This window comes from Lachnoanaerobaculum sanguinis (genome assembly GCF_033242365.1).
GTDB lineage: Bacteria > Bacillota > Clostridia > Lachnospirales > Lachnospiraceae > Lachnoanaerobaculum > Lachnoanaerobaculum sanguinis.
This window is the reverse complement of the sequence record NZ_BTHK01000017.1, coordinates 37271-48040: the sequence shown is the minus strand read 5'-3', so window position 1 is coordinate 48040 and position 10770 is coordinate 37271. Positions and strand designations below refer to the sequence as shown.

General features: G+C 38.1%; 14 protein-coding genes. 12 read left to right on the top strand and 2 right to left on the bottom strand.

Annotated features, from left to right (window positions below; genetic code table 11):
* Nucleotides 1-460: RloB family protein (locus SBH76_RS10975; protein WP_317977829.1), on the bottom strand; the 460-nt coding region annotated here is incomplete at its 3' end.
* Nucleotides 461-553: 93 nt separating this feature from the next.
* Nucleotides 554-1738: an AAA family ATPase gene (locus SBH76_RS10970; RefSeq protein ID WP_317977828.1), complete on the bottom strand. Its 1185-nt coding sequence runs from the start codon at nt 1736-1738 to the stop codon at nt 554-556.
* Between the two features lie 188 nt (nt 1739-1926).
* On the opposite strand from SBH76_RS10970, the gene rpsF reads away from it, so the two are divergent.
* From rpsF to SBH76_RS10910, 12 genes are all read left to right on the top strand, one after another.
* A complete protein-coding gene (gene rpsF / locus SBH76_RS10965; RefSeq protein WP_009661951.1) occupies nt 1927-2214 on the top strand; it encodes a 30S ribosomal protein S6 in 288 nt (95 codons plus the stop codon).
* A 23-nt stretch (nt 2215-2237) separates the two neighbouring features.
* The gene (locus tag SBH76_RS10960; RefSeq protein WP_007595674.1) at nt 2238-2684 is read left to right on the top strand and encodes a single-stranded DNA-binding protein; all 447 of its coding nucleotides are present in this window, start codon (nt 2238-2240) and stop codon (nt 2682-2684) included.
* A 27-nt stretch (nt 2685-2711) separates the two neighbouring features.
* Nucleotides 2712-2981, top strand: a complete 270-nt coding sequence (gene rpsR, locus SBH76_RS10955; protein WP_007595675.1) for a 30S ribosomal protein S18 — start codon at nt 2712-2714, stop codon at nt 2979-2981.
* Between the two features lie 172 nt (nt 2982-3153).
* Nucleotides 3154-4500, top strand: a complete 1347-nt coding sequence (locus SBH76_RS10950; protein WP_314758048.1) for an N-acetylmuramoyl-L-alanine amidase family protein — start codon at nt 3154-3156, stop codon at nt 4498-4500.
* A 12-nt stretch (nt 4501-4512) separates the two neighbouring features.
* Nucleotides 4513-4923, top strand: a complete 411-nt coding sequence (locus tag SBH76_RS10945) for an HIT family protein (protein WP_317977827.1) — start codon at nt 4513-4515, stop codon at nt 4921-4923.
* Entirely contained in the window at nt 4923-5552 is a 630-nt protein-coding gene (locus SBH76_RS10940; protein WP_317977839.1) for a rhomboid family intramembrane serine protease, read from the top strand. The genes SBH76_RS10945 and SBH76_RS10940 overlap by 1 nt, the downstream gene beginning before the upstream one ends.
* Before the next feature lie 88 nt (nt 5553-5640).
* Nucleotides 5641-6417 (top strand): 30S ribosomal protein S2, encoded by a 777-nt coding sequence (gene rpsB, locus SBH76_RS10935; protein WP_007595680.1) that lies wholly within the window; start codon nt 5641-5643, stop codon nt 6415-6417.
* A gap of 91 nt (nt 6418-6508) precedes the next feature.
* Nucleotides 6509-7453, top strand: coding sequence for a translation elongation factor Ts (gene tsf / locus SBH76_RS10930; protein ID WP_009661928.1), 945 nt, complete (start codon nt 6509-6511; stop codon nt 7451-7453).
* Nucleotides 7454-7532: 79 nt separating this feature from the next.
* A complete protein-coding gene (locus SBH76_RS10925; RefSeq protein WP_009661964.1) occupies nt 7533-7757 on the top strand; it encodes a hypothetical protein in 225 nt (74 codons plus the stop codon).
* A 1-nt stretch (nt 7758) separates the two neighbouring features.
* On the top strand, nt 7759-8484 hold the full coding sequence (locus tag SBH76_RS10920) for a phosphatase (protein ID WP_317977826.1): 726 nt from the start codon (nt 7759-7761) through the stop codon (nt 8482-8484).
* A gap of 19 nt (nt 8485-8503) precedes the next feature.
* Entirely contained in the window at nt 8504-9904 is a 1401-nt protein-coding gene (locus tag SBH76_RS10915; protein ID WP_317977825.1) for an MATE family efflux transporter, read from the top strand.
* Nucleotides 9897-10757, top strand: a complete 861-nt coding sequence (locus SBH76_RS10910; RefSeq protein ID WP_317977824.1) for a DMT family transporter — start codon at nt 9897-9899, stop codon at nt 10755-10757. The genes SBH76_RS10915 and SBH76_RS10910 overlap by 8 nt, the downstream gene beginning before the upstream one ends.
* Nucleotides 10758-10770 lie beyond the last annotated feature (13 nt).

Sequence of the window (10770 nt, the reverse complement as noted above, 5' to 3'; positions counted from 1 at the left end):
CTATTCGCTTTGCATGTTCGGTTGCTTTGCCGGTATAAGATGATAACTGAGAATATATATCTTTGGACTTTTCATAGTTTGGTATATATTTATTTAGCTCCGCTTGGACTGACCTATAGTCGTTAAAATGTTTTGTACTATACATAAAGTGTAATAAATACCAAAACTCAAAGCAGGGGTTTGAAATTATGATTTCAATATCCTTAGAACGAGCTTTTTCTCTGGCATGTAACAGCTTCTTGTTTTTTGTATCCAAAGCACCTTGTGTTTTAAAATCAATATCACCGTCGGCAACAATCCAGGTACTGTCACCATATTCAATGGAGATTTGCTCTTCTTTTTTGTATGCAACGGCTTTGTCCAGAAGATGATCATAATCAGTTTTTGCTCCGTCAGATTTATTTCCTACTATACGAACATCTATGTTGTTTTGTCGTGTACGAAAGTTATCAAAGTACATTGGTTCAGTTTTTGAACCCTCTGTTATAATCAATATAACCGGCTTAATTTTGCGTTTCTGTTGCCCTCTTTTTTCAAGTTTTATTCTTGGAATTTATTCACCTCTTTTTATAAATGGAATAGCACCATATCTGCCTAATAGATACCCCTTTTCTATTTCGGTCCCCTTTTTTATAGGAAAATCATATAGCGAAAAGAGATTAGTAACTGCAGTTTCTTCTTCTTTTTCTGTAAACCAAATTTGATCTCTTCTTAGAGTGTCGGAATCTAATAACATAGTACTGTGAGAAGTGAAAATTAACTGTGCATTCTTTGCATTAGATTCGTTGCTGTTGAAAAGCGAGATAAGATGCTTTGTAAGTAGCGGATGCAAATGTGCATCTATTTCATCAGCTATGAATACCGTACCTTCATCCAGAGCCTTTTTGGCAAAACAAATCACTTCCAGATATGCTCTTGTGCCGTCAGATTCTTCACCTATATTCAAATCATAATAAGAAGGTTGCCCGTTAGTATCATATACACGGTGAACAGTTTTTAAATTATCTGTAGGAAATACGGAATCGATGTAATTCAAATCACCGGAGTTTTTTAAAATCAAGTCATTTATACCAAAATCAGCAACTTTCAGCATAGATAAAATACTGTTTTTAAAATCGATATTTTCAAATTTTGAAGAAGTTGTTCTAATATCTTTTGTAAAAAATTGACATGATGCAAACCATTCAAAAGCAGGAATAACTTCAGAATAATTCCAATTTGCAGCAACAGAAAGATATAATTTATTTGCAGATGTACGTTCTTTAAATGAATTTTGTTTAGATACATCTTTGACAAAACGGAAATCTCTTGTATTACTGCGTTCGAATATTATAGCCTGTCTTCCTTTTGGATAATGATAAAGATATTCATCTATAACCTCATCATCGTTTATGGAAAAACCGTAGGCATAGCAGATACCGTTTGATATAAAAATAACTTCGAATTTACCGGGAAGATGTTGGGTATCTTTATCAAACTGAAACGGATAGCGTGGTATCTTTTTATGTAGTTGTAAATTATGAGAATTTAATACAAAATCAACCATAAAAGAAAAAGCTCTGATTATATTAGACTTACCTGAAGCATTAGCACCATATATAACAGCGGATTTCAAATATTTTTCATTCGCATATGAGATTAAATGTTCAGGGTGCTCCTTTACATTACCTGCAAGCATGGATAATGTGACTTTATCCTTTATAGAGCGAAAATTGGTGACACTAAACTGTATTAACATAGTAATGCTCCTAAAAACTTTATTTGTATAAATTATTATAATGAAAAACAGTCGATAAAACAATGCAGAAAAGATAATGATTTATCGCTTGCAATAAAAAATAAACTATGATATTATTAAGTACTGTGACACATAATCCTTGCTTTTGATATCAGTATCAAAGGCCAGAGACCAAGAGGAGGTAAGAAATGACAAGTACATATGAATTAGCATTAGTGCTTAATGGTAAGCTTGAAGATGATGCAAGAGCGGAAGCTCTGGAGAAAGTTCAAAACTACATCACAAGATTTGGTGGAAGCATTGTAAATGTCGATGATTGGGGTAAGAAGAGATTTGCCTATGACATTAACAAACAAAAAGAAGGATTCTACTATTTCATTAAGTTCCAGTCAGAGGATAACAATTGTCCTAACGAGTTAGAGGCAAATGTTCGTATCATGGAATCAGTTGTGAGATACCTAGTCGTTAAGCAGTAAGCTTAATATAAAGGAGAGATTGTATGAACAGAGCCATATTAATGGGCAGACTAACAAGAGACCCGGAAGTAAGATATTCAAGTGGTGAGAGATCTATGGCAATTGCAAGATATACTCTTGCGGTAGACAGAGGTTTCAAACGTGGAGACTCATCTGAACAGAACGCAGACTTTATACCATGTGTTGCATTTGATAAAGCCGGCGAGTTTGCAGAGAGATATTTTAGACAGGGAATGAGAGTATTGGTTTCAGGTCGTATTCAGACAGGAAGTTATACCAACAAAGAAGGTCAAAAAGTTTATACAACTGAGGTCATTATAGATACTCAGGAATTTGCAGACAGTAAGGGAGCAAGCGATGGTTCAAGCAGCTATCAGGCTTCTACAAGACCGTCACCGGCATCAGCGAGTACAGACGGATTTATGAATATTCCGGACGGAGTTGATGACGAGGGTCTACCATTTAACTAGGTTAAAATTAAGAAAGGGGACTTTATCATGGCATTTAACAAGGCTGACAGAGCAGAAGGCTCTAGAAGAAGACCTGCTAACGGATTACGCAGGAGAAAGAAAGTTTGTGCATTCTGTAGTGATAAGGAAAAGGCTATTGATTATAAAGATGTGGCAACTCTTAGAAAATATATTTCAGAGAGAGGAAAAATCCTTCCAAGAAGAATTTCAGGAAGCTGTGCTAAGCATCAGAGAGAAATCACAGTAGCTATCAAGAAGGCTAGACATATAGCTCTTCTTCCTTACGTTGTAGAATAAAATTTACAAAAAATATAACAAAACCCGTTTTTGTCTAAGACAGAGACGGGTTTTTTGTGTTAGTTAAGGTAAATGTAATGAAAAATACAACCCTGTAGTGTATAATATATGGTACAAAAGAGTGCATGGAATTAAATAAACTTTAACGAGCATAAACGATATGGAGTAGGATATGAAAAAGAGAATACTTTTACCGGTTTTGACTTTCAGTTTACTTTTGGCAACGCCCTTAAGCGCATATGCAGAAGGTTGGGCAAAATCAGGTTCAGACTGGACTTACTTGGACAGTAATAATAATAAAATAACAAATGAGTGGAGAAAAGGTGCCGATGACAAATGGCGTTATCTAAATGATGCCGGTGTTATGGCTACCAACAGCTGGGTGGACGATGACAAATATTATGTCGACGATCAGGGTCTTATAGTAGAAGGTTGGAGAAAGTTAAAGGACAGAGGTGAAGATTACTGGGCTTATTTTCAGGCCGGAGGTAAGGCGGTCAAAGGAAATTGGAAGAGCATAAACAACCAATACTATTACTTTGATGAAGACGGAAAGATGCTTACCGGGTGGATACTTGATGACAACTACTATATAAAAAGTGACGGAACCATGGTGACCGGCTGGTACAAACTTATGCCGCCAAATGATGAGGGGGAAAGAAGAACAGGACCGAATTCATCCTCGAATGAAAAGTGGTTCTACTTTACAAATACAGGAAAGAAGTTTAAGCCGGTACTTACAAACGGATCAAAATACGGAGAGAAGAAGATAGACGGTGTAAGATATGCTTTTAATGAGAACGGAGAACTTGTTACAGGTTGGGTACAGACTTCAGGAGGTTCAAATCCTACTATCAAAAATTTCAAGTATATGAATGAGGACGGAACTCTAAGAACAGGCTGGTATTCAACGGAACCGCCTGAGGAGCTCCTAGGAGAGTACAATCATACTGTTGAATGGTTCTACTTTTCATCTACAGGAGAACCTGTTGCATCAAAGAATGAAAAATTGTATGCAAGTGATTTGCAAAAAATAAAGGGAAATCAGTATCTGTTTAATAAAAACGGAACACCGGTATACGGTATTCAAAAGGTTTACCAGGGAAATACTTATTCGGCATACTATTTCGGAAATGAGTCACAATGCTATCTCATGAAGGGTAAGCAAACAATAAAGGACGGAACCGGCAAGTCGGAGGAGTATTTTTTCCAGACTTCAACAGGTAGGGGACTGACAGGCACAAAGGATCACAAGCTTTATTACAAGGGCAGACTTGTAAAAGCAAATGAGTCCTTAAAGTATCAGGTTTTTGCAGTGCCGAATGAGAGCGGAAGCGGTACTACGAACTATGTAGTGAACTCGTCAGGTAAGATAGTATCAAACGGCAAAGTAAAAGATGCAGACAAGGTGGAGTATAAGACCAATTCGGCAGGAGTGCTTGTTGCAATAGACGGTGATACAAATATAAAGGGAACTTTTGAAACACCGCAGGAACCTGAGTGGACTGATAATGATTAAAGAGAGGTAAATATGGATTGTATTTTTTGTAAAATAGCAAACGGAGAGATTCCTTCAGAGACAGTTTTTGAAGACGACAATTTTAAGGTAATACTTGATTTATCACCTGCAAGCAAGGGACATATGCTTATATTACCGAAGACACATGCAAGAGATATCACGGAACTTGGTGAGGATATAGCCGGAAAGGCAATTGTTTTGGCTGCAAAACTTGGTAAGGCATCTATGGCGGCTCTTGGCGCTACAGGATTTAACACACTGGCAAATACAGGGGAGAGCGCAGGTCAGACGGTTTTCCACTGCCATATACATGTAATACCAAGATATGACGATGCTTCAAGTATTGTAAGTTGGGTACCGGGACAGTCGGATAAGGAATTACAAAAAGAGACAGCAAAGAAAATAGCAGAGTGTATAAGATAATGGAACTTGGAATAGGTAAGAAAAATTATGTTGCGATCGGCATTATCATTGTAAATATTATATATTTTATTTTCCTTGAAACCCATGGAGGCTCCGAAAGTACCATGGTAATGCTGAAATACGGTGCGGCTTTTCCGGAAAATATAAAAAACGGTGAATATTACAGGCTTGTAACTTCCATGTTTATGCACTTCGGAATAGAACATATAGTCAACAATATGCTTATTTTGGTACTGCTTGGAGGAAAGCTTGAAGATATACTTGGCCATGTGAGATTCTTCATTATATATATGCTTTCAGGTATAATTGCAAATATAGGTTCGGATTGGTTTCAGACCTACACAGGTGATGTGGCTGTAAGTGCCGGTGCTTCAGGTGCGATATTCGGTATAGTGGGAGCGCTTTTATATGCTTTACTTGTAAACAGAGGAAGAATAAAGGATTTAAGTGTACAACAGATAGCAATCTCTCTTGCACTTATGCTTTATACAGGATTTAGGACTACAGGTGTGGATAATGCCGCGCATGTGGCAGGCGCTGCTGCGGGATTTATATTATGTCTTATTTTGTATCATGGCAATAAAAAAGAAGAGTTGCAATCTGATGAATATTATGATAAAATTTTATAGCTAAATAAGCACATTAAGTGAATAGGGAAAGAGGTGCCATAGGTCCTTTTCTTAAGCTTGATGGAAGAAAAACCAAAGGAGAAAAACAATGAGTGTTATTTCAATGAAGCAGTTACTTGAGGCAGGTGTTCACTTCGGACATCAGACAAGAAGATGGAACCCTAAGATGGCTCCATATATCTACACAGAGAGAAACGGTATTCACATTATCGATCTTCAGCAGAGTGTAGGTATGGTTGATACAGCATACAATGCTATGTCAGACATAGCTAAGGATGGTGGAAAGATCCTTTTCGTAGGAACAAAGAAGCAGGCACAGGACGCTATCAAGGAAGAGGCTGAGCGTTGCGGAATGTACTATGTTAACGAGAGATGGCTTGGCGGAATGCTTACAAACTTTAAGACAATCCAGTCAAGAATCAAGAGACTTCGTCAGTTGGAAGAGATGAGCGAAGACGGTACATTTGATTTACTTCCAAAGAAGGAAGTTATTCAGTTAAAGAAGGAATGGGAGAAGCTTGAGAAGAACCTCGGCGGTATCAAGGATATGAAGAACATTCCTGACGCTATATTTATTATAGATCCAAAGAAGGAGAGAATCTGTGTTCAGGAGGCTCATACTTTAGGTATTCCGCTTATCGGTATCTGTGATACAAACTGTGATCCTGACGAGCTTGATTACCTTATCCCGGGAAATGATGATGCTATCCGTGCTGTAAAGCTTATCGTAGCTAAGATGGCAGATGCTGTTATCGAGGCAAATCAGGGTGAGATTCTTTCAACATCAGAAGACGTTGCCGATGATTCGCTTGAGGGTGAGACATTTGCACCTGATAAGGAAGAATTGGACGACAGACAGTTCTAATTTTAAAGAGATTTGAGTTATAGACGGGTTGCAAAGAGGGTTTTACCGCTTTGCAACTTGTCATATTTATAAATGTTTAGGAGGTTTTACAATGGCAGCAGTAACAGCAGCAATGGTAAAAGAGTTAAGAGAGATGACAGGCGCAGGAATGATGGACTGTAAGAAGGCCCTCGCTGCAACTGATGGAGATATGGATGCGGCAGTTGACTTCCTTCGTGAGAAGGGACTTGCAGGAGCACAGAAGAAAGCAGGTCGTATAGCAGCTGAAGGTATCGTAGATGTTTGTGTAAGCGATGATGCTAAGAAAGCGGTTGTACTTGAGGTTAATGCAGAGACAGACTTCGTTGCAAAGAATGAGAAGTTCAGAACTTATGTTGCAGAGGTTGCAGCACAGGCATTAAAGACAACTGCAAGCAATACAGAAGAGTTCTTGAATGAGAAGTGGGATCTTGATACAAGCCTTACAGTAGGTGAGAAGCTTTCAAGCATGATCTCAATCATCGGTGAGAACATGTCAATCAGAAGATTTGAGAAGATAGAAGAGAATGCCGGTTGTGTAGTTTCATACATTCATGCCGGTGGAAAAATCGGTGTTCTTGTAGATGTTACAACTGATGTTGTAAACGATGAAATCAAAGAGATGGCTAAGAATGTTGCAATGCAGGTTGCAGCACTTCATCCGAAGTATACTTCAGATAAGGAAGTTGATGCAGAGTACCTTGCAAAGGAGAGAGAGATTCTCTTGGCTCAGATCAAGAACGATCCTAAGGAGGCTTCAAAGCCTGAGAAGGTTATCATGGGAATGATCGAGGGTAGAATTAAGAAGGAACTTAAAGAGATTTGTCTTCTTGATCAGCAGTATGTTAAGGCGGCAGACGGTAAGCAGTCTGTAGCTGCTTATGTTGCAGAGGTTGCTAAGGCAAACAATGCAAACATTTCTATCAAGGGATTTGTCAGATTTGAGACAGGTGAAGGCCTTGAGAAGAAGAGCGAGAACTTTGCAGAAGAAGTTGCAAAGCAGATGTCAGGAAACTAATATAAATCAATAATATATTTAACCGGAGCCAAGATACTTTATATAGTCTTGGCTTTAGTTGTACAAAAAAGGAGAAAATATGGATATCACAAAAATAGTAACAGATATAATAAATAAGGCAAAGGCAGATCCTGCACTTTTATCAAATCTTGCAAAGGATCCTGAGAAGACAATAGAAGGACTTACAGGTATTGATATTCCTGACGGTCAGCTTGATTCAGTTGTTGAAGGTGTAAAGACACAGATAGCTAAGGTAGGTATTTCAAACGCTATGGATAAGTTGGGAGATCTTTTCAAGAATTAATATGGATTTTTTATTTGATTTGCATACACATACAATCGCCAGCGGTCATGCATATTCCACATTGAAAGAAAATATGGAAGAAGCAGCTGCAAAAGGACTTTTGGCGTATGGTTTTTCAGATCACAGTGAGGCTGTACCGGGTTCATGCAAAAATATCTACTTTATGAATTTCAAAGTTATTCCGAGAAGGTTTAAGGATGTCTTGATTTTAAGAGGAGTGGAGGCAAATATAATAGATTTTAAGGGCAATCTTGATATAGATAACAATGTTCTGGGAAGGCTTGACTATGTTATAGCCAGTCTTCATACTATTTGCATAAATCCGGGAACTTTACAGGAGAATATGGATGCATACTTCGGTGCAATGTCAAATCGCTTTGTAAAGATTATAGGGCATCCGGATGACGGAAGATATCCTATAGATCATGATGAACTTGCAAAAGAAGCAAATAAAAGAGGAATTGTTCTGGAGCTTAACAATTCCTCACTTAATCCTGATTCGGCCAGACAAAACGGAAGAGAAAATGCCATAAAGATGCTGGAAGCCGCAAAAAAATACGGTACAAATGTCATATGTAATACTGACAGTCATTATGCCGATTCGGTAGGCGATTTCAGAAATTGTGATATATTATTGAGAGAAATGGATTTTCCACAGGAACTTATATTAAATAACAGTATGGAAAAGCTGAAATTGGTTTTAAACAAGAGTATTGAAGAAATGTAAATACTGTTTTGAGGTAGTTATGGAAAAGAATATACAGAATAAAACACAGGGAATTACGGACATGACCCGTGGAAATCCGTTAAAACTTATATTGGCATTTGCCATACCGATGCTTATCGGAACATTGTTTCAACAATTTTACAGTATGGTTGACACTGTAATGGTAGGTAAGTATTTGGGTGTTAATTCATTGGCAGCTGTGGGTTCCACAGGTGCCATATTTTTCATGGTAAACGGATTTGTTATAGGAAATACTGCAGGATTTGCGATACCTGTAGCACAGAAATTCGGAGCAAAAGACTATAGTGAGTTGAGAAAGTACACTATGAATGCGGTATATGTGGGGATTTTTTTCTCGGTTGTACTGACGGCGACAGTATGTTTATTGACAAGGGCAATTCTCATAGTTACAAATACACCGGATGAAATACTGGATGAAGCTTATATCTATATAATAATAGTATTTGCAGGTATTCCTGTAATGTATTTATATAATCTGACTGCAAGTATTATAAGAGCATTGGGAGACTCAAAAACACCTTTGTATTTTCTTATAGTTGCAGCACTTCTTAATATAGTGCTTGATGTAATATCTATACAGGTGATGGGACTGGGAGTGGCAGGTCCCGCTTACGCTACGGTTATTTCACAGCTGGTATCCGGAATACTTTGCGTTGTATTCATGGTAAAGAGATTTTATATATTAAAGCCGGAAGCGGGAGAGGGAAAAATCTCCATGAGGCATATCAAAGTATTGCTTTCAATGGGTGTACCTATGGGACTGCAATACTCTATAACAGCGATAGGTTCGGTAATACTGCAGGCGGCGGTAAACGGACTTGGAGCGGTGACTGTGGCTGCCGTTACGGCAGGGAGTAAGATAAGCAGCTTCTGTGTGGCTGTAACCGATGCGCTTGGAGCGACAATGGCTACATACTGTGGCCAAAATGTAGGTGCGGGAAAACTTGACAGAGTTAGAGAAGGCGTAAAAGTAGCAACAATAATAGGTATAATATATTCGGTTATCGTATTTGTTTTTATGATATTTATCGGCGGAGAGCTGCCGAAACTCTTCATAGACGCTTCCAAGACGGATGTAATAGAAAAGGCCAGAATATTCCTTTTGTGGAACTCAGGATTTTACTTTGCGCTTATATTTGTAAATGTATGGCGAAATTCAATTCAGGGAATGGGATTTCCTATGTTTGCAATACTTTCAGGTGTATGTGAGATGTTTGCAAGAGGTATCGTAGGTTTTATGGGAGTTAAGTACTTCGGTTTTGTTGCGGCATGTATGGGCTCACCTCTTGCATGGATCATAGCCGATATATTCCTTATACCGGGATTTTTATACTGCCTTAAAAAACTTGGCAAGGTATTTGGAGAAAAACAGACAAGAGAAGAATTTCAATATGAATAATTACAATAAAAAGATCGGGATATTGTATATACTCGGTGCCGCATTCGGATTTGCGCTTATGGGATTCTTTGTAAGAATGGCCGGAGATTTGCCGACATTTGAAAAAGCATTTTTCAGAAATTTAATCGCGGCATTTGTAGCATTCTTTATGCTTATGAAGAGTGGAGGATCCAAGTCTGTAAGCGGCAAGAATCTTGGTATACTTGTTCTAAGGTCGGCTTGCGGTATGGCAGGCATTATATGCAATTTTTATGCCATAGATCATATGAATATAGCCGATGCCACAATTTTAAATAAGATGAGTCCCTTCTTTGCCATATTGGCAGGCTTTTTGATACTGAAGGAAAAAGCCGGAGCGGTTGATATCATTGCCACTGTCATAGCCTTTATCGGAATGATATTTGTAGCAAAGCCGGGAGCCGGCTTTACATTCTTCCCGGCCCTTATAGGAATTACAGGAGGAATGATGGCGGGAATTGCCTATACTCTTGTGAGAAAGCTTACAGGAAACGGTGTAAACGGAATGTTTATAGTATTTTTCTTTTCATGCTTTTCAACCGTTGCCGGAATACCGTTTATAGCTATGAACTATGTAAGTCCAAGTCTCATACAGCTTACAATGCTTGTACTTGCAGGATGCGGTGCCATGATAGGACAGATATGCATTACAAAGGCTTACAGCTATGCACCTGCAAAGGAAATAGCGATATATGATTATACACAGGTCATATATTCGGCATTACTTGGATTTGTATTTATGCAGCAAATACCCGACAGATTCAGTGTGATAGGATATATAATAATAATATCAATGGCTGTAGTAAAATGGATATACAATAATAAAAGTGAGTAAACAAAAAAGTCCC

Coding starts and splice junctions, on each gene's coding strand:
- SBH76_RS10970 (WP_317977828.1), bottom strand. CDS start 1,738: ATGTTAATACAGTTTAGTGTCACCAATTTTCGCTCTATAAAGGATAAA.
- rpsF (WP_009661951.1), top strand. CDS start 1,927: ATGACAAGTACATATGAATTAGCATTAGTGCTTAATGGTAAGCTTGAA.
- SBH76_RS10960 (WP_007595674.1), top strand. CDS start 2,238: ATGAACAGAGCCATATTAATGGGCAGACTAACAAGAGACCCGGAAGTA.
- rpsR (WP_007595675.1), top strand. CDS start 2,712: ATGGCATTTAACAAGGCTGACAGAGCAGAAGGCTCTAGAAGAAGACCT.
- SBH76_RS10950 (WP_314758048.1), top strand. CDS start 3,154: ATGAAAAAGAGAATACTTTTACCGGTTTTGACTTTCAGTTTACTTTTG.
- SBH76_RS10945 (WP_317977827.1), top strand. CDS start 4,513: ATGGATTGTATTTTTTGTAAAATAGCAAACGGAGAGATTCCTTCAGAG.
- SBH76_RS10940 (WP_317977839.1), top strand. CDS start 4,923: ATGGAACTTGGAATAGGTAAGAAAAATTATGTTGCGATCGGCATTATC.
- rpsB (WP_007595680.1), top strand. CDS start 5,641: ATGAGTGTTATTTCAATGAAGCAGTTACTTGAGGCAGGTGTTCACTTC.
- tsf (WP_009661928.1), top strand. CDS start 6,509: ATGGCAGCAGTAACAGCAGCAATGGTAAAAGAGTTAAGAGAGATGACA.
- SBH76_RS10925 (WP_009661964.1), top strand. CDS start 7,533: ATGGATATCACAAAAATAGTAACAGATATAATAAATAAGGCAAAGGCA.
- SBH76_RS10920 (WP_317977826.1), top strand. CDS start 7,759: ATGGATTTTTTATTTGATTTGCATACACATACAATCGCCAGCGGTCAT.
- SBH76_RS10915 (WP_317977825.1), top strand. CDS start 8,504: ATGGAAAAGAATATACAGAATAAAACACAGGGAATTACGGACATGACC.
- SBH76_RS10910 (WP_317977824.1), top strand. CDS start 9,897: ATGAATAATTACAATAAAAAGATCGGGATATTGTATATACTCGGTGCC.